16 protein-coding genes are annotated in these 17524 nt (G+C 70.4%); 8 read left to right on the forward strand and 8 right to left on the reverse strand.

Annotated elements, in window-relative coordinates; translation table 11 throughout:
* Window positions 1-28 precede the first annotated feature (28 nt).
* On the reverse strand, window positions 29-901 hold the full coding sequence (locus QMO76_RS30655) for a LysR family transcriptional regulator (RefSeq protein WP_306364836.1): 873 nt from the start codon (window positions 899-901) through the stop codon (window positions 29-31).
* 137 nt (window positions 902-1038) lie between these two features.
* Between QMO76_RS30655 and QMO76_RS30660 the strand changes: the two genes are divergently transcribed.
* From QMO76_RS30660 to QMO76_RS30670, 3 genes are all read left to right on the forward strand, one after another.
* Entirely contained in the window at window positions 1039-1713 is a 675-nt protein-coding gene (locus QMO76_RS30660; protein WP_306364837.1) for a type 1 glutamine amidotransferase domain-containing protein, read from the forward strand.
* A gap of 156 nt (window positions 1714-1869) precedes the next feature.
* Entirely contained in the window at window positions 1870-2520 is a 651-nt protein-coding gene (locus QMO76_RS30665; protein ID WP_306364838.1) for a cyclodeaminase/cyclohydrolase family protein, read from the forward strand.
* 206 nt (window positions 2521-2726) lie between these two features.
* Window positions 2727-3476 (forward strand): L,D-transpeptidase, encoded by a 750-nt coding sequence (locus QMO76_RS30670; RefSeq protein ID WP_306364839.1) that lies wholly within the window; start codon window positions 2727-2729, stop codon window positions 3474-3476.
* A gap of 69 nt (window positions 3477-3545) precedes the next feature.
* Here the strand turns inward: QMO76_RS30670 and QMO76_RS30675 are convergent, their stop codons facing one another.
* Entirely contained in the window at window positions 3546-4394 is an 849-nt protein-coding gene (locus QMO76_RS30675) for a bifunctional 5,10-methylenetetrahydrofolate dehydrogenase/5,10-methenyltetrahydrofolate cyclohydrolase (protein WP_306364840.1), read from the reverse strand.
* A gap of 218 nt (window positions 4395-4612) precedes the next feature.
* On the opposite strand from QMO76_RS30675, the gene QMO76_RS30680 reads away from it, so the two are divergent.
* From QMO76_RS30680 to QMO76_RS30690, 3 genes are all read left to right on the forward strand, one after another.
* The gene (locus tag QMO76_RS30680; protein WP_306364841.1) at window positions 4613-5440 is read left to right on the forward strand and encodes a YdcF family protein; all 828 of its coding nucleotides are present in this window, start codon (window positions 4613-4615) and stop codon (window positions 5438-5440) included.
* A gap of 172 nt (window positions 5441-5612) precedes the next feature.
* Window positions 5613-6629 carry a methyltransferase gene (locus tag QMO76_RS30685; RefSeq protein ID WP_306364842.1) on the forward strand — a complete coding sequence of 339 codons (1017 nt, stop codon included), beginning with the start codon at window positions 5613-5615 and terminating at the stop codon, window positions 6627-6629.
* Entirely contained in the window at window positions 6626-7315 is a 690-nt protein-coding gene (locus QMO76_RS30690) for an HAD family hydrolase (RefSeq protein ID WP_306364843.1), read from the forward strand. Before QMO76_RS30685 ends, QMO76_RS30690 begins: the two co-directional genes overlap by 4 nt.
* 219 nt (window positions 7316-7534) lie before the next feature.
* Here QMO76_RS30690 and QMO76_RS30695 read toward each other — a convergent pair whose 3' ends face one another.
* Together QMO76_RS30695 and QMO76_RS30700 are read right to left on the reverse strand one after the other, a co-directional pair.
* A complete protein-coding gene (locus QMO76_RS30695) occupies window positions 7535-8362 on the reverse strand; it encodes an SDR family NAD(P)-dependent oxidoreductase (protein ID WP_306364844.1) in 828 nt (275 codons plus the stop codon).
* 31 nt (window positions 8363-8393) lie between these two features.
* Window positions 8394-9965, reverse strand: coding sequence for a succinic semialdehyde dehydrogenase (locus QMO76_RS30700; RefSeq protein WP_306364845.1), 1572 nt, complete (start codon window positions 9963-9965; stop codon window positions 8394-8396).
* A 129-nt stretch (window positions 9966-10094) separates the two neighbouring features.
* Here QMO76_RS30700 and QMO76_RS30705 point away from each other — a divergent pair, with 129 nt between their 5' ends.
* The gene (locus QMO76_RS30705; protein ID WP_306364846.1) at window positions 10095-10775 is read left to right on the forward strand and encodes a TetR/AcrR family transcriptional regulator; all 681 of its coding nucleotides are present in this window, start codon (window positions 10095-10097) and stop codon (window positions 10773-10775) included.
* Here the strand turns inward: QMO76_RS30705 and QMO76_RS30710 are convergent.
* Window positions 10772-12256: an NAD(P)/FAD-dependent oxidoreductase gene (locus QMO76_RS30710; protein WP_306364847.1), complete on the reverse strand. Its 1485-nt coding sequence runs from the start codon at window positions 12254-12256 to the stop codon at window positions 10772-10774. The genes QMO76_RS30705 and QMO76_RS30710 overlap by 4 nt on opposite strands.
* Window positions 12257-12291: 35 nt before the next feature.
* Complete coding sequence (locus QMO76_RS30715) at window positions 12292-13002, reverse strand: TetR/AcrR family transcriptional regulator (RefSeq protein WP_306364848.1); 711 nt, start codon at window positions 13000-13002, stop codon at window positions 12292-12294.
* A 90-nt stretch (window positions 13003-13092) separates the two neighbouring features.
* On the opposite strand from QMO76_RS30715, the gene QMO76_RS30720 reads away from it, so the two are divergent.
* Window positions 13093-14508, forward strand: a complete 1416-nt coding sequence (locus tag QMO76_RS30720) for an MFS transporter (protein WP_306364849.1) — start codon at window positions 13093-13095, stop codon at window positions 14506-14508.
* Between the two features lie 151 nt (window positions 14509-14659).
* Here the strand turns inward: QMO76_RS30720 and QMO76_RS30725 are convergent, their stop codons facing one another.
* Window positions 14660-15502: an alpha/beta fold hydrolase gene (locus QMO76_RS30725; RefSeq protein ID WP_306364850.1), complete on the reverse strand. Its 843-nt coding sequence runs from the start codon at window positions 15500-15502 to the stop codon at window positions 14660-14662.
* Between the two features lie 36 nt (window positions 15503-15538).
* Window positions 15539-17416, reverse strand: a complete 1878-nt coding sequence (recD, locus tag QMO76_RS30730) for an exodeoxyribonuclease V subunit alpha (RefSeq protein ID WP_306364851.1) — start codon at window positions 17414-17416, stop codon at window positions 15539-15541.
* Between the last annotated feature and the right edge of the window lie 108 nt (window positions 17417-17524).

Consider the following 17524-nt stretch of genomic DNA (forward strand, 5'->3'; position numbering starts at 1 on the left):
AACGGTCACTCTCCCCATTTCGGGTTGGTCATGCCCAGCCGCCGGCGTGCAGGAGGAGGTGGCCGCGCACGGCGGTAATGGCGGGGTGCGCGGGACCGTTGCGGGTGGCGATGAACAGCGTGTTGATGGGCGGGATGTCCGGGTGGTGGAGTTGGTGGAGTCGGCCGTCCGCGAGTTCGCCGGCGCACAGGTAGGTGGGTAGCACGGTGATGCCCGCGCCGGCGGTGACGGCGGCGAGCACGCCGCGGAGGTCGGGGACGACGACGGCGGGCGTGCGGGTGAGTCGGGTGTCGAAAACGGTGTGCCAGTAGCGGCGCAGGATCGGCAGGTTCTCGGCGTAGGCGATCAGGGGTGCGTGGTCGATGTCGCCGAAGGTCCAGGAGGGGGCGGCGACGAGGGCGAATTCCTCATCGGTGAGTGCGTCGACGGACAGGCCGCGGCGGCGGGGGCGCAGGGTGGAGACGACCAGGTCCAGCCCGCCCGAGGACAGATCGGCCAACAGCTGGTCGGGTAGTCCCAGGGTGATTCGCAGCCGCAAGCCCTCCGTGACCAGTCCTGCCAGCGAGGGCAGCACGCGGGTGCAGACCAGTTCGGCGGGGCCACCGAGATGGACTGTGTGACCGAAGGTTTCACCGGGGCCGTGCAGTTCGTGGAGGACCGCTTGGGCGAGGTCGTCCAGGGCCGGGCCGATGCGCGCCGCGAGGTGGTCGGCGGCGGGAGTGGGTGTCATGCCGCGGGCGATGCGCTGGAACAGGGGCCGCTCCAGCTCGGCCTCGAGCGACTTGATGTGTGCGGTGACGGTGGGTTGGGCCAGGCCGAGCTGATCGGCGGCGGCGGAAACCGAACCGGCCCGGTAGACGGTGAGGAAGCTTCGGAACAGGTCGAGGGAGGCACCGCTCATGACTGCCTCATGTATCAGAATTTCGATATGGAAAGCAAGATTCACTATTGGTTTCCGATAGGTATGGGCGGGCAGTATCGATCGCGTCGCAGCGCAAGGGGTTGCGGCAGCAGTTCGAGACAAGGAGATCGACCGTCATGTCCAAGCGCATCCTCATCGCCCTGACCAGCCATGCGGCCCTGGGTGATACGGGCCGTTCGACCGGCTTCCACGTCGGCGAGGCCGCGGTCCCGTGGGAGGTGTTCACCGCCGCCGGATACACGGTGGATCTAGTCAGCGTCGCCGGTGGCAATCCGCCGCGCGACGGTACGGATCCCACCGACCCGGCGCAGCGCCGGTTCCTCACCGACACGGATATCGCCGCCCAGCTGGCGAACACCCCCACCCCGGATGCGGTGGACAGCGGCAGGTACGAGGCAGTCCTGTTCGCCGGTGGGCACGGGACCATGTGGGACTTCCCGGACAACCCCGCGCTGGCACGATTGGCGCGGGAGATCTACGAACGCGGCGGTGTGGTGGGTGCGGTCTGCCACGGACCGGCCGCCCTGGTCGGCGCCACGCTGTCGGATGGGTCGTACCTGGTAGCGGGCAAAAAGATCGCCGCGTTCACCAACGACGAGGAGGCCGCGGTCGGGCTGAGCGGGGTGGTGCCGTTCCTGCTGGCCGATCGCCTCACCGCCCAGGGCGCCACCCATCTCCCCGCCGAGAACTTCACCGCCCGGGTGGTCACCGACGATCGACTGGTGACCGGACAGAACCCGGCCTCGGCGCAGGGTGTCGCCGAAGCGATGCTGGATGTCCTCGCGCGATGAGACCACCGGGCGCGCGGCGGAACACAGCGGGCCGGCAGGAGGCCCCGTCGGCGGACTCGACGACGCCGGGCGCGCGCAGGCGACCAGGCCGGGGCCGGTAGCGTAGGGCGCGAAAGTTCGCTCACGGCACGACGACTCCCCGGGAGGGCACCGCTCATGACTCAGGACACCGCGCAGGACATCGCCTCGTTCGGTGGTTCGACACTGCAGGGGTACCTGGATCAGCTCGCCGCCAAGGTGCCCGCGCCCGGCGGTGGCGCTGTCGCGGCGCTGCATGCCGCGCAGGGGGCGGCGCTGGTGGCCATGGTGGCGCGGTACACGACCCGGGCGAAGGATGCCGAGCACCGGCCCGTCGTGGACCGGATCATCGGGGCCGCCGACTCCGCTCGGGTGCGTGCGCTGGAGCTGGCCGATGCCGACGCCGAGGCGTTCACCGCCGTCGGCAACGCCTACAAGCTGCCCAAGGACACCGAGGAGGAGCAGGCCGCGCGGACCGAGGCGATCACCGCGGCACTGCTGGGTGCGGCGCGGGTGCCCGCGGATGTGGTCGCGGTCGCGGACGAGATCATCTCCCTCGCCGCCGAGCTGCTGCCCATCGGCAATCCCAATGTGGTCACCGATATCGGTGCGGCCGCCGACTGCGCGCGGGCGGCCGCCGCCACCTCGCAGCTGAACATCGCCATCAATGTCGCCTCGCTGGGGGCGGGCGCGGGCAGCGAGTTCGAGCCGGTGCTCACGCAGATCGACGAGCTCACCGCTCGCGCCGACGCCGTGCACGACGACGTGGTCGCGGCCATTACCACATAGTCTCGAACATCCGTTCGTCGATACGGCCCGCGACCAGCGGCCACTCCTTTTCATCGCCCGGCGGTGCGCTAGTACCGCCGGGCGATCGCGTTAGAACACCACGCCGCCGGGTAGGTCACGAACAGAGAACTTTTCTCGCTGGTCTTGATCATGAAGCCATAGGCTGGTGATCCGAGAGCACACCATCCTCGAAAGGGGTGGAACCCATGCGGAAAGCGATTCGCTGTCTGTTCTTCGCGACCGTGGTCGCGGCGCTGACGGTCTTCGGGTCCGGGCTCGCCGCGGCGGCGATCATCCGGCCCACCGTCCCTGCGGTGCAGGCGATTTCACCGAGTGCGGGGGAAACGGTCGGTATCGCCGCACCCGTACGGGTGCAGTTCGCCGAACCGGTCGAGAACCGCACGCGCGCAGAGCAATCCGTGAGCATCCGGGCGGGAACCGAACTGGCGGGCAGTTTCTCGTGGCACAGTGACCGCGAACTGACCTGGACGCCCGAGGGATTCCTCCCGGCATCGACCCCCATCTCGGTGTCCGCGGGCACCGCGCGCACGGAATTCAACACCAATGCCGGGGTGACCGCCGAGGGCAACATGTCGAACCACACCTTCACGGTGAGTATCGGCGGCGTCCCGGTGCGCACCATCCCCGCCTCCTTCGGCAAGCCGGGCTGGGAGACTCCCGTCGGCACCTTCCCCGTGCTGGAGAAGCACCGGAACATCGTCTTCGATTCCCGCACCATCGGCATCCCGCTGAACTCGCCCGAGGGCTATCTGATCGACGGTGAGTACGCCGAGCGCCTGACCTGGAGCGGAGTCTTCGTCCATTCCGCCCCGTGGTCGGTGGATTCGCAGGGCTACGCGAATGTCAGCCACGGCTGCATCAACCTGCCACCGGCGGACGCCGCCTGGTACTACGAGAATGTGAGCGTGGGCGACCCGGTGTATCTGCACTGGTGACGCCACGTCACCGAGCCACACGGCGCGGAGTCACACCCGGCCCGGATCGGCGGGCCGGGTGTCGCGCGGTCAGCGGGCGTTCTCGGCGGCCTGCACCACGTGCCGCATGAGCAGCGCGGTGGTCACCGGACCGACGCCGCCGGGAACCGGGCTCAACGCGGCGGCCTTGCCGGTGACGGCCGCGGCGTCCACATCGCCGGTGATGGACCCGTCCTCGCCCTCATTGGTGCCCACGTCGATGACCACGGCGCCTTCGCGCACATGCTCGGCCTTGATCAGCCCGGCCCGTCCCACCGCCGCGACCACGACATCGGCGGCCGAGGTGACGCCCGGCAGATCGGTGGTGCGCGAATGGCACACCGTGACGGTGGCGTTCTCCGCCAGCAGCAGCTGCGCGAGCGGCTTGCCCACCACATTGGAGCGGCCCACCACCGCGACATGCTTGCCGGACAGCACGACGCCGTGATGCCTCGCCAGTTCCACCACGGCCTCGGAGGTGGCGGGCGGGAAGCCCGGCAGGCCGGTGGCGAGCAGGCCGAGTGACAGCGGACTGACGCCGTCCACGTCCTTGGCGGCGATGATGGCCGGGCTCACGTCGTCGAGGCCGACGCCCTTGGGCAGCGGGGTTTGCAGCATAATGGCGTCCACGCTCGGATCGGCCGAGAGTTCCACCAGCTTCGCGCGAATATCGGCCGCGGTGGCGTCTACCCCCAGTTCGATGTTCTCGCAGGCGATTCCATTGCGTTCGGCGGCGCGGTTGAGCGACTTCACGTACCAGGCGCTGGCCGGATCGTCATTGGCGACCACCAGCGCCAGGCGCGGTGCGGCGCCGTTGCCCGCGAGTGCGGCGGCGCGCTGCTTGGTGTCGGCATTGATGGCGGCGGCGAGTTCCTTGCCGGTCAGCGAAGTCGTATCCACGGGGATACAGCCTATCGCGCGGCCCGCGTTCCCCTCCGCGCGGAGATCCACACTCGGAATTTCGCTGTGGCAAATCCCCACCGGAGGCGCTGGGCAGTCGTATCGTGTCTCCATTCGGCCTCGAGCCAATAGTCAGCAAGCAGTGCGTGTGAGACCTCGTTCGTTCGCGGAAAGGTGTCGTTGCGGTGCAGACAGCAAGGCGTTTACCCTCCCTGGTCGTGGCCGCCGCGGCCGCGCTCACCATCTTCGGATCACCGGTGGCCATGGCCGATCCGGGTCCCCTCTACAACTCGGCACAGAGCAATTTCGTCAATGGCGACGACACGGCGGGCCTGGAGGATCTGCGCCGCCTGCTCGCCGAGGCCCCCGACGACGCCGAAGCGCTGGCGTTGCAGGCGGTCTGGTCTGACTACACCGGCGACCTCGTCACCCGCGAGGCGGCGCTGATGCGGCTCGGCACCCTGAATCCTCGCCTGGCCGACGGGGTGCGCACCATCTTCCGGGCGGTGGCCGCGGCCATCGGCACCCTGCCCAATCCGATCCCCGCCATCGCGGGGCCGCAGACCGGCATCGCGGTGCTCGGCTACGGCCTGCTGCCCGACGGCACCATGCGGCCCGAACTGGTGAACCGCATGCAGGCGGCCTGGTTGCAGGCCGTCGCCTCACCGCTCTCCCCGATCGTGGTGACCGGCGGCAATCCGCGCAACGGCATCACCGAGGCGGCCGCCATGGAACGCTGGCTGCTCGATCGCGGCATTCCCGGCAGCCGGATCATGGCCGAACACCGGGCCGGATCCACCGTCGGCAATGCGCTGAACGCGTCGAAGATGCTCCGTGACGCGGGCGCGACCAGCGCCATCGTGGTGACCTCCCCCAACCACATCCGCCGGGCGGTCGCCGACTTCATCGTGGCGGGCATCCCCGTGGTCGGGGCCACCACCTCCCTGGAGCAGCTCGTCTCCCAGCTCCCCCCGCCCAACCGCGCCGCCCAGCGCGGCATCTACCTCGACGCGACCCGCACGCTGCTGCTGCCCGCGCGGCGGTAGGCGCGCCGCCGCGGACAGGCCGATGATGTCCCCGGGTCCGGATCGACGAGCGGCCCGGCCCCCGTCAAGGCGGGCGATCCGGCAGGGCAGCCCACGTCGACGACGCAGTGCGATCCGGCGAACATGCTCGCCCCAGCGGGGCGTGGTCCGGTGAGGCGGCACAATGGGCGGAATGGTTGCCGTGGGTTTCGACGAGTTGGTGGCACGGTTGCGGGCGGCGGGGTGTGTTTTCGCCGACGATGAGGCGCAGCTGCTGCTCGGGGCCGCGGAGAATCCTGAACGGCTGGAAGCGCTGGTGGCCCGGCGGGTGTCGGGGGTGCCGCTGGAATATGTGCTGGGGTGGGTGGAGTTTCGGGGGCTGCGGGTGGCGGTGTCGGAGGGGGTCTTCGTGCCGCGGCAGCGGACCGGGTACTTGGTCGAGCGGGCCGTGAGCTCGGCGCGCGCGCGGATCGCCGGGAACGCGCAGGCCACCGGGGCGGCGGCGCAGGTCGCGCCAGTCGGGCAGGCCGGGCAGGCCGCGCAGACAGCGCAAGTCGCGCAGACGGCGCAAGTCGGGCACGCGGCGCGGGGCACAAGGGCGGCACAAGTCGCGCAGACGGCGCGGGCGTCGATGCCTGCGAGTTCGCACGTATCGCGGCCGTTCCCGGGCAGTCGGTCCGGGATCGTGGCGGTCGATATGTGTTGCGGGTCTGGGGCACTCGGGCTGGCGTTCGCGACAGAGCTTGCCGCCGAGGGCATTTCGGTGGCCTTGACGGCGTCGGATATCGACCCGGTGGCGGTGGCGTGTGCACGGCGCAACCTCGCCGCCTCGGGTGCCGCGGTGGTCGAAGGTGATCTGTTCGCCGCCCTGCCCCGGGACCTGGCCGGGCGGGTGGACGTACTGCTGGCGAATACCCCGTATGTGCCCTCCGAGGCTATTGCGGACATGCCGCCGGAGGCGCGCGACTACGAGCCCCCGGTGGCCCTCGACGGCGGCGCGGACGGGCTGGATATCTTCCGGCGGGTCGCGGCGGCGGCTCCCGAGTGGCTGGCACCGGGCGGGCATCTGCTGGTGGAGACCGGTGCCGCACAGGCCGGGACGGCCGTGGGCATCCTCACCGAACACGGTCTGACGCCACAGGTCGCGACAGACGAGGAACTGGGTGCGACCGTGGTGATCGGTTCGCTCGCCGGTAGCGTGGACGTGTGACGATTCGCGGCATTCTCTTCGATGTCGACGACACCCTCGTCGACTATTCGGCCACCGCGCGAGCCGGAATTCTCGCGCATCTGGCGGCGGAGGGGCTGCTGGACCGGTTCGCGTCCCCCGAGCACGCCGTGGCGCTGTGGAAGGAACTCGAGGAGCGGGAATACCCGCGTTACCTGGCCGGTGAGCTGACCTTCACCGGGCAGCAGGAGCTGCGGTCGGAGCTGCTGCTCGCCCACATCGGCGTGACCACCGACGACCCGCGCGCCTGGTTCGACCGCTATGTGGCGCTGCGCGACACCACCTGGGCCGCCTTCCCGGATGCCGAACCGCTGCTGACCGGGCTGAGCGGCCGCGTCGCGGTGGGCGTGGTGTCGAATTCCTCGCGGGCCCACCAGGTCGGCAAGCTGCGCGCGGTCGGCCTGCTCCCTCATTTCGGCGACGCCGTGCTGTGCTCGGCCGAATTCGGCACGCCCAAACCGCATCCCGATATCTTCCTGGCGGGCTGCGACCTGCTCGGCCTGCCGCCGGAGCAGGTCGCCTACGTCGGCGACCGCTGGGACGTGGACGGCCTCGGCGCACGCGACGCCGGGCTGCGCGCCCACTGGCTGAACCGCACGGCCACGAGCACGGCCGTGCGGGACGGCATCACGGTAATCCATTCGCTGACCGCCCTGTCCGCACTTTGAGAAGCCGTCCGCGACGCGCTGGATGTCGGGTGCGCCACCGGTACTCCGGCTGCCGGGCCTTCGGCGTCCGCGCCGCCGACAACGGCATCATGTCCCCACCGTCGGCACCTGCCCTGCCGCCGGGGGATCGCTCACCAGACGATCCGGCACGACCGGTGGCCCCAACCGCCGTGCGGCTGATCGACCCAGCCGAGGCCCTCCCGCCACACGGCCGAAAACCTACTTGCGACCGCGGAATTCGTCCATGGAGTGGTACACGCCCACCGTGTTGAGGTAGAAGTCGCGCACCTTCAGCGGTAGCAGTCCGGTGATGGCCCGGTTCAACCGCGAGGTCCACGGCATGACCACCAGCGCCGACCCCTTCTTCATCTCCGTCCAGGCGGTGTCGACCACCTTCTCCTGTTCGAGGATGGGGGTGAACCAGAATCCCTTGGCCCCGTCGAACATGCCGGTGTTGATGTAGGTCGGGCACACGGTGGTGACCTTCACGTGCTCGTTGCCGGACTGCTCGAGTTCCAGCCGCACCGAATCCGACCAGCCCAGTGCCGCCCACTTGGAGGCCGCGTACACGCTCATGCGCGGATTGGAGACCAGTCCGGCCGAGGAGGCGATGGTCATGACCCGCGACTGCGAGCCCTTGTTCGCCACCATGGCGGGCAGGAATTCCAGGGTCACGTACATGGGCGCGAGCGAGTTGATCGCCATGGTCTTGTCGATGTCGCCGCGGTTCTCGGTCTCCCAGAAGTAGCCGTTGCCGCGCACGATGCCCGCATTGTTGACCAGCACGTCGATATCGCCGACCTCGGTGCGCACCGACGCGCCCGCGTCCCGGATGGCCTGTTGGTCGGAGACGTCGACCACGTAATGGTGGATGCGGCTGCTGCCGAGCGCGACCAGTTCGGCGGCGGTCTCCTTGACCGCCTCCTCATTGACGTCCCACAGCACCACGTCGGCGGCGCGCTCCCGGACGGCCCGGACCGCGAAGGACTTGCCCAGTCCCATGGCGGCCCCCGTGACCAGGACCTTCTTGCCCGCTACGTCCTTCATATCCGTGTGTACCCCTGTCTCGAGTGGCAGATCACTTCTGCCGCAACGTCTTCATGGTGGTGAGGAACAGCGTCATGGTCTTGGCCCAGAGCCGCTCCGACATGCCGGGCAGTGGCGCGATGGGCAGTACGCGCTGCACCGCGATGGTCTGGGTGTCGACGTATTTCAGCAGGCCCTCGGGTCCGTGCCGCCGCCCGGTGCCGGAAATGCCCAGCCCACCCGAGGGTGCGGCCACCGATCCCCAGGCGGCGATGAAGCCCTCGTTCACATTCACCGATCCGGCGTTGATGCGCGCCGCCACGGCCCGGCCGCGATCGGTGTCCCGGCTCCACACACTGGCGTTGAGCCCGTAGGCGGAGTCATTGGCCTCCCGCACCGCCTCGTCGTCACTGCCGACACGGTAGACGGAGACGACCGGCCCGAAGGTCTCCTCGCGGTAGACGGTCATGCCCTCGCGCACGCCCTCGAGGATGGTGGGCTCGTAGAAGTACGGCCCCAGGTCCGGCCGCGCCCTGCCGCCCGCGCGCACCGTGGCCCCCTTGGCCACGGCATCGTCGACATGCGCTGCGACGGTGTCGATCTGGCGCTGGAAGGTGAGCGATCCGACCTCGTAGGTGAAGTCGAGTTCCTTGCCGAGGGTGAGTGCGCGGGTGTGCTCGGCGAATTCGGTGACGAAACGGTCGTACACGCTGTCGTGCACATAGACGCGCTCGATGGATTCGCACAGCTGCCCGGCCGAGGCGAAGCAGGCCCGCACCGCGATCTTGGCGGCGGCGGAGACGTCCGCGTCGTCCAGCACCAGCAGCGGATTCTTGCCGCCCAGTTCGAGCGAGTAGCCGATGAGCCGCTCCCCCGCCTGCCGGGCGACGGTGCGCCCGGTGGCGCTGGATCCGGTGTAGTCGACATAGTCGGCGCGGTCGATCACCTCACCGCCGATCTCCCGGCCGCGCCCCAGCACCGCCTGCCACAGGCCCTTGGGCAGCCCCGCGCGCTCGGCGATGTCGATGGCCCACAGCGCGGTGAGCGCGGTCTGATTGTCCGGCCGCGCGATGACGGCGTTTCCGGCGACCAGGGCGGGCAGCGCGTCGGAGGCGGCCAGTGCGAGGGGGTAGTTCCACGGCGAGATCACCGCGACCACGCCCTTGGGCCGGTTGCGCACCTCCACCTGGGTGAGCACCGGCATGACCCCGCGCGGGGTGCGCCGGGCGAGCAGTTTCCCGGCCTCGGCGGCGTAGTAGCGCGCGTTCACGGCCACATCGCTGACCTCGTCGAAGGCGTGCACCCGGGACTTGCCGGTCTCGGTCTGCACGATGTCGAGGATTACGTCCTGTTCGGCGAGCACCAGGTCGTGGATGCGGCGCAGCACGGCCACGCGGTCGGCGACCGGCGTGTGCGCCCACTCCCGCTGCGCCTCGCGGGCGGTCGCGAAGGCGGCGTCGATATCGGCGGTGGAGGACTGCGGCAGATCGGCGATCTTGACGCCGGTGGCGGGCGCGAACACCGCCACGGACGGCTTGCCGCCCGCCCGCGCATGGCCGAGCAAGCGCTGTACCAGGTCGAAGGGAAGCGCCTCGGCGGCGGCGAGCTGCGGGGCAGTCGTCATTGGTCGCCCTCTCGTGGGTGGATCGCGGGCGCACCCGCTATTCGATGAACACCAGTGTTACGTGAACACTGGTGTTAGATTAATGTGCGTGACACACCTCATGTCAAGCGCTACGCGGGGGTTTGTGAGATGACCCAGCCCTCCACGGCCGCTCCTCGGCGGGGACGGCCGCCGCAAACAGAGGAGCAGGCCGATCAGGTGCGCGCCCGCATCGTGCTGGCCACCTCCGAGGTGTTCGCCGAGCACGGTTCGCGCGGGCTCAATGTCGCCCGCATCATCGAGAAGGCCGGGTTGGCGCGGCCCACCTTCTATCGCTATTTCGCCAATGCCACCGAACCGCTGCACGCCCTGCTCACCATCTCCAACGACGATCTGGTCGGCGGTGTGCGGGCGGCGCTGGAGCGCAGCGCGGAGCCGGTGCAGCTGGGCATCAATATGATCGAGGCGTATCTGTACTGGGCCGACGGCCACGGCACCATGCTCGCCCCGCTGTTCGCCGAACTGCACGATCCGGGGTCACCGGTCTCGTCCTATCGCGAGAGTGCGCTGAGCGACATCCGCGCCCTGGTGCGCGCGAAGTTCGCCGAGATCGGCCGCCCGGCCCCCAGCGATCTGAATCTCGATGCCGCCCTGCAGATCTGCGAATTCGTGGTCTACCGGATCTCGGCCAACGCCCCGCACGGCGAACCCGGCCCGGAGGCCATCGCCGAGGCGCGGCTCACCATGATCCGCGGCGTGCTGGTGACGTTGGGCCGCCGCGAGGACGTCGAGTACGCCCTCACCGTCCCCGGCATCTTCGATCCGGCCTAACCCGCGGCGCGTGCCGGTGCGTCGCGGCGGGCGGATTCGAAGACCATGGCATCGTCGGTGATCCGGCCGTAGCGCAGTCTCGGCAGGTCGCGCAGATAGTTCATGGTCAGCTTCCAGGGTGCGCGGTCACCCTGTTTGGGCAGGTATTCCAGCGCGCGCAGCACGTAGCCGGGTTCGAAGTCCAGGAAGGGCGCGGTGCCGACGGCGGGGTCGCGGACCGGGGTGGCCTTGGCGTAGCCGTGCGCGTCCATATGCTTGAGCAGCCGAACCACGTACTCGCACACCAGATCCGCCTTCAGCGTCCAGGAGGCGTTGGTGTAGCCGAGCACATAGGCGAAGTTGGGGACGCCGGAGAGCATCATGGCCTTGTAGGCCATGGTGTCGGGCAGGGATACCGGCCGCCCGTCCACCACCAGGTCGATGTCGCCGAACACCAGCAGGTTCAACCCCGTCGCGGTGATGACGACATCGGCGTCGAGATCCGCGCCCGACCCGAGCCGGAGCCCGGTCTCGGTGAAGGTGTCGACGGTGTCGGTGACCATCGTCAACTGCCCCTTGCGGATGGCGCGGAAGAAATCACCGCCCGGCGCCAGGCACAGCCGCTGATCCCACGGGTTGTAGCGCGGGGTGAAGTGGGTGTCGATGTCGTAGCCCGCGGGCAGCCACTTCTCCTGCAAACCCCGGATCCAGGCCCGCATGCGTTCCGGATAGCGTTGGCACAGCTGGTAGATGGCGGTGCTGAAGACGACGTTCTTGGCGCGGGCCAGCCCGTAGGCGGTGCGCGCGGGCAGCCAGCGCCGCAGGCGCGCGGCCGTGGGGTCGCGCTCGGGCAGCGACAGGATGTAGGAGGGCGACCGCTGCAACAGGGTGACGTGCGCGCCCCGCCGGGCCAGCGCCGGGCCGAGGGTGACCGCGGTCGCGCCGGATCCGATGATGACCACCCGCCGGTCCGCGACCTCGAGGTCCTCGGGCCACTGCTGCGGATGCACGATCGGTCCGGGGAAGCGGTCGGTGCCCGCGAATTCCGGGGTGTAGCCCGCGTCGTAGCGGTAGTACCCGGAACAGCTGAACAGGAAATTCGCGGTGACGGTGCGGGTTTCGCCGTCGTGGTCCGCGGTGACCGTCCACCGCGCGTCCGCCGAGGACCATTCGGCGCGAATCACCCGGTGCCGGTAGCGGATGCGCTCGTCGATGCCGTTCTCCGCGGCGGTCTCGCGGACGTAGGACAGAATCGAGTCGCCGTCGGCGATGGCCTTGTCTCCCAGCCAGGGCCGGAAGCGGTAGCCGAGGGTGAACATATCCGAATCGGAGCGAATACCCGGGTAGCGGAACAGGTCCCAGGTGCCGCCGCTGGCCTCGCGGGCCTCCAGGATGAGGTAGCTGCGGGCCGGGAAAGCCCGTTGCAGATGGTAGGCGGCACCGATTCCGGACAGTCCGGCTCCCACTATGAGCACGTCGACGTGCTCCGGCGCATCACTCATCGTTCCCGTCCTCGCTGCTTCCGCCCAACCCGGCATCAGTGCCGGTCGGTGCCCTGCGCACCCGACTCCAGGGTATCGATGCCGGCCAGCAGGCCGTCCACGAACCGCGCTATCGCCGCATCGCAGGGCAGCATTTCGCGCACCGCGCTCCACCGCGGCAGGATGTCGCGCACCTCGGGGAAGTCGGCCAGGTCGTCCGCGCTCACGAAATCGGTCCACCGGGGCGGCCGGGCGTCCGCCGGCGCGGCCGCCCGTTCGGCGTCCGCGCGACGCATGAGCAGCTCACCGAGCACGAAGCGCCACAGCGCGGCGTACATGTACGCGGCGTACTCCGGGCTGGCACCCAGCCTCCTTGCGTTCCTGATGAATTCGTCCAGGATCCACAGCGCCGCGCGGCCGAAGGATTCCCCGCCCACCAGCAGTTCGGCCACCCAGGGCAGCTCCTGGAGCATATCGATGAGATAGCCGATGAGCGCGATCAGGCGCTCGCGCGGATCATCCGGCAGCCGGGGCGCGGGCAGTTCCTCGGCGCGGGCGCTGAGTACGGCGATGAACAGCTGCGCCTGCGCCGGGAAGTGGTGGTAGACGGCCGCGGTGCTGACGCCGAGCTCATCGGCGAGTTTGCGCATGCTGAAGGCGTCCCGCCCGCCCGCGGCGAGCATCCGCGTGGTCGCGGCGATGACGTCCTCCCGGCTCACGCGCACGGGCCGGCCCCGCCGCCGGGGTGTGGTCGCACTGTCGGCCATGGCTCCCATTCTGCGAAATCACCCTCTCGACACCGTCGTCAGGCCATGCTAACCATATTAAACACGCGTTATTTAATTATGGAGGTTGCCGTGACCGATCGCTCCGACGGTCGGGTGGGCTGGACGCTCGCCGTCGTCTTCACCGTCATGTTCCTGGTGTCCCTGGATCTGTCGATCGTCAATGTGGCACTGCCGGACATCGACTCCGACCTGCACTTCACCGGCTCCGGACTGAGCTGGGTGATCAACGCCTACCTGCTCACCTTCGCGGGCCTCATGCTGTTGGGCGGACGGCTGGCCGACCTGGTGAGCCGCCGCATCCTGCTGCTGGGCAGCCTGGCGGTCTTCGCCCTCGCCAGCGCCTGGGGCGGGCTCGCCCAGCAGGCCGGGGAACTGCTCGCCGCCCGCGCGGTCCAGGGCGTGGCCGCGGCGGTCCTCGCGCCGATGTCACTGGCCCTGGTCACCTCCGAATTCGCCGAGGGCCCGGCGCGTTCCAAGGCCATGGCGGTCTGGGGCGGCGCGGGCGCGGCCGGCGGCGCGGCCGGTGTGGTGCTGAGCGGACTGCTCACCGAATACGTCGGCTGGCGGGCGGTCATGTGGGTGAACGTGCTCTTCGCGGCGCTGGCCGCGGCCGCGGTGCTGCGCGCCGTCGCCCACCGCACCGTGACGCGCCGGGCGGGCCTGGATCTGCCGGGCGCGGTGCTGGTCACCGCGGGTGTGACCGCGCTGGTGGTGGCGGTGATCTCGACCGAGGAGCACGGCTGGACCTCGGCACGCACCCTCGGCTGGGCGGTGGCCGGAGTGCTCGCCCTGGCCGCCTTCGCGGTGGTGGAGGCGCGCAGCGCCGATCCCCTGGTGCCGCTGGGCTTCCTGCGCCGTCGCTCGCTCGTCGGGGCCACCGTCTTCGGTTTCATGCTGGCCTCGGCGCAGTTCGCGAGCTTCTACTTCGTATCACTGCTCATGCAGCGGGTGCTCGGCTACTCGCCGGTGGCGACCGGACTGGCGTTCGTGCCCTTCTGTGTCGGCGTGGGCATCGGCCTGCGGGCCGCCATGCTCACCGCGCCGAAGTACGGCCCGCGCCCGGTGCTGTTGATCGGCGGCCTGCTGGGCGCGGCGGGCCTGTTGTGGTTCGGATTCGCCACTCCGACATCGGGTTTCCTGGTCGCGATCCTGGGCCCGTCGATGGTGGCGAGCATCGGCGTCGGCGCGGCCACGGTGGCGATGGGAACCGCGGCCGCCAGCGGCGTGCCCGCCGAGCAGTCCGGGCTGGCCTCCGGAATCCTCAACAGCACACGGCAGCTCGGCGGCTCGCTGGGGCTGGCGGTGCTGGCCACCACGGCCGCGACCGTCACCGGCGATAGTGGCGCGCCCGAGGCGCTCGCGGACGGGTACACCACCGCCCTGCGGCTGGCGGCGGCGCTGCTCGCGGTCGGGGCGGTGGCCGCCGCGCTCATCCTGCGCGCACCGGCCCGGCAGCCCGCACCCGCTGCCGCACCCGCGCCGTAGCCGCGGGTGCCGCACCCGCGCCGTAGCCGCGGCAGCACGGCGAACATGGTCCGCGGCAGCGGCGGCGCACAGTCCGCGCCAGCGGCGGCGCACACGGTCCGCGGCAGCACGGCGGCAGAGCCCGCGGCGCGCCGCCGCCGTCGCCGGATACCTATGGCGTATCGAGGAATTCGGCGACGGTGGCGGCGACCAGGGCGGGATCGTTCTTGTCGATGCCGAAGTGGTCCAGACCGCGGAAGGTGTAGCGCACGCAGTGCGGGATGACCGCCGCGAGTCGGTCGCGGTCGGCGTCGTCGCGAGCGAGCCGGTCGCGGTCGCCGTCCATGAGCAGCACCTCCGCCGTGATGTCGCGATAGTGCGGATAGGTGTCGTCCAGGCGGATGACCTCGCGGTGCTCGCGCAGGTTCTCCCACAGCAGACTCGAGACGATGTCGCGCTCAGGGGCTTTCATGGCCAGCGGCATGGCGCGTTCCAGCATCCACTTCGGGACGCGGCGGATGCCCTCGGGGCCGACGGCGCGCAGGTACTGCACGAACGCCTTCCAGGGCTTGTCCTGCCGCAGATACTTCTCATAGGCCGGAATCCAGTTCGAGGGCATCGAACCGTCCACGGACACACCGGGTTCGTACACCGCGACCTTCCGAATCTCCGGATCCCGCGCCGCCTCCAGGGCGATGAGGCCGCCGTAACCGTGCCCGACCAGCAGTGTCGCGCCGGTCTTGTCGCGCAGCGCGCGCAGATCCTCGAGTTCGGTGTCGATGCTGTAGTCCTCCCCCTGGGGGCCGCTGTCGCCGCGGCCGCGCCGCTCCATGATGTGGACGGTGAATCGCTCCCCCAGGGTGCGGGCGAAGCGGGCGAACCCCGCGGCCACCGACAGCGCCCCCGGAATCACGATCACGCCCGGGCCGCGCCCGGTGGTGTGAAAGGCGATCGGCGTGCCGTCGGCGGCGATGATCGTCTCGCTGGTTCCCTCGAATTCGGCAGGCATTCCCATATCCCCCAGTCTGCTCCAAACGGACGAATCAGCGGTCTAGTTCACTCGCAGTCCGCTGGCGCGCAGTACTCGGCGGTCGATTCCGGAGCGGATGGACTCCTCGGTGCCGATGATCCGCACCCGTTGACGCGCGCGGGTGATGGCCGTGTACAGCAATTCCCTGGTGAGCAGCGTGGATTCGGGTCCGGGCAGCACCACGGAGACGGTGTCGTACTGGCTGCCCTGGCTGCGGTGGATGGTCATGGCGTACACGGTGGTGACGCCCGGGAACTGGGTCGGATGCACCAGATACGGTTCGGTGCCGCGTTGCAGGGCGGCGCGCAGGGTGCCGTCGGGGGCGCGGACGATCACGCCGGTGTCGCCGTTGTAGATGCGGGCCTCGTGGTCGTTGGCGGTGACCAGCAGTGGCTGACCCGGATACCACTGTCCCGCACCGGGATCGGAGGCGATGCCGGCGGCGGTGACCCAGCCGGCGGCGAGCCGGTCCCAACGCTCCACGCCGTACGGGCCCTGCCGGTGCGCGCACAGCAGGCGATGCGATTCCAGGGCGGTGAGGGCGGCGGCGGCATCGCCGCGCAGCGCCGCGTCGGTGGCCTCGCCGGAGGCGCGCAGCACGTCCTCACGCACCTCGGCGATGTCCTCGGGGGCGTGCAGGGACAGTTCGTGGCCGCCGTCGGCCAGCAGGGCGAGCGCGGCCTCGGCGTCACCCGCGCGCACGGCCACGGCCAGTTCGGCGATGCGGCCGCCGAAGCGGCGGCCCCGGGTGAGCCGGACGATACCGCCGCGCAGGCGTTCCCGCTCCCGCCCGGACAGCGCGTCCGGATGGGCGGTGGTGGCGGACAGGTCCGCGCCGAGGATCCGGTCCAGCGCCGGATTCGCCTGTCCCGGTACGGGTCCGGCGACCAGGTCGGCCAGCACCGCGCCCGCGTCCACCGAGGCCAGCTGATCGGGGTCGCCGACCAGCACGAGGCGCGCGTCCGGGCGGACGGCGGGCAGCAGATGGCTCATCATGGTCAGCGACACCATGGACGTCTCGTCCACCACGATCACGTCGTAGGGCAGCCGGTTGAACTCGTTGTGCCGGAAGCGGGACGCGCCGCCGCGCTGCCAGCCCAGCAGGCGGTGCAGGGTGGCGGCGGTGAGTTCCGGCAGCCCGATATCCCCGGCCTGCTCCCGCACCGACTCCTGTAGGCGCGCGGCGGCCTTGCCGGTCGGCGCGGCCAGGGCGATGCGCAGGGCGGGCGCGTCCGGGACCGCCTGCTGATGCGCCACCAGCAGCGCCAGCACCCGGGCGATGGTGTGCGTTTTGCCGGTGCCGGGGCCACCGGCGACGACGGTGGTCCACTGGGTGGCGGCCAGGGCCGCCGCCAGCCGCTGCCGGTCGGGCGGCTCGCCCGGCCCGGCCTGATCGGGGAAGAGCCGATCCAGTTCGCGCCGGACCAGTTCCGCGTCCACCATCGGGTGGGTGGCGGCACGTTCGGTCAGCACCCGGCGGATGGTCTGTTCCTGCTGGTGGTAGCGGCTCAGATAGAGCAGCGGTCCGGCGGGCGTGTCGATCAGGCGCAGCGGGGTGAGCGGTCCGGCCGGGCTGCCGCACACCAGCGGGCTCACCCGCAGCGCCGCGATGACGGCGTCCACGTCGGGCCAGGGGAGGGTGGCGGGGTCGATCGCCGACTCCTCGGTGCCCTCGGCGTCCACGCCGATCTCGTGCATGCGGCGCAGTTCCAGACAGACCGAACCGGAGCGCACGGCGCGCACGGTGAGGGCGATCGCGAACAGCACCAGCGGTGATTCCTCCCGCCCCAGCCGCCCCAGCCGCACGGCCACGTGCACGTCGGCGGCGGACAGCACGCCCGCCTCGTTGAAGGTGCGCAGCGGTCCGGTGCCACGCTGCGCCACCGCGATCGACGTCATCGCCCGGTCACCCCCTTCTCCTCGCCCGCTGTTCTCGACAGATGGCCCGTGCGGCCACACCGGTCGGGCGCGAACGAGCGGCCCGCCGCGCACCGAATCGCCGTGTGC

Origin of the sequence: Nocardia sp. CC227C (assembly GCF_030767025.1) — a bacterium.
Classification (GTDB): Bacteria; Actinomycetota; Actinomycetes; order Mycobacteriales; family Mycobacteriaceae; genus Nocardia.

Excerpts from the sequence above, each read along its gene's own strand:
- recD (WP_306364851.1), bottom strand. The coding sequence starts at position 17,416 with ATGACGTCGATCGCGGTGGCGCAGCGTGGCACCGGACCGCTGCGCACC.
- QMO76_RS30655 (WP_306364836.1), bottom strand. The coding sequence starts at position 901 with ATGAGCGGTGCCTCCCTCGACCTGTTCCGAAGCTTCCTCACCGTCTAC.
- QMO76_RS30695 (WP_306364844.1), bottom strand. The coding sequence starts at position 8,362 with ATGAAGGACGTAGCGGGCAAGAAGGTCCTGGTCACGGGGGCCGCCATG.
- QMO76_RS30715 (WP_306364848.1), bottom strand. The coding sequence starts at position 13,002 with ATGGCCGACAGTGCGACCACACCCCGGCGGCGGGGCCGGCCCGTGCGC.
- QMO76_RS30705 (WP_306364846.1), top strand. The coding sequence starts at position 10,095 with ATGACCCAGCCCTCCACGGCCGCTCCTCGGCGGGGACGGCCGCCGCAA.
- QMO76_RS30725 (WP_306364850.1), bottom strand. The coding sequence starts at position 15,502 with ATGGGAATGCCTGCCGAATTCGAGGGAACCAGCGAGACGATCATCGCC.
- QMO76_RS30670 (WP_306364839.1), top strand. The coding sequence starts at position 2,727 with ATGCGGAAAGCGATTCGCTGTCTGTTCTTCGCGACCGTGGTCGCGGCG.
- QMO76_RS30685 (WP_306364842.1), top strand. The coding sequence starts at position 5,613 with ATGGTTGCCGTGGGTTTCGACGAGTTGGTGGCACGGTTGCGGGCGGCG.
- QMO76_RS30665 (WP_306364838.1), top strand. The coding sequence starts at position 1,870 with ATGACTCAGGACACCGCGCAGGACATCGCCTCGTTCGGTGGTTCGACA.
- QMO76_RS30700 (WP_306364845.1), bottom strand. The coding sequence starts at position 9,965 with ATGACGACTGCCCCGCAGCTCGCCGCCGCCGAGGCGCTTCCCTTCGAC.
- QMO76_RS30660 (WP_306364837.1), top strand. The coding sequence starts at position 1,039 with ATGTCCAAGCGCATCCTCATCGCCCTGACCAGCCATGCGGCCCTGGGT.
- QMO76_RS30710 (WP_306364847.1), bottom strand. The coding sequence starts at position 12,256 with ATGAGTGATGCGCCGGAGCACGTCGACGTGCTCATAGTGGGAGCCGGA.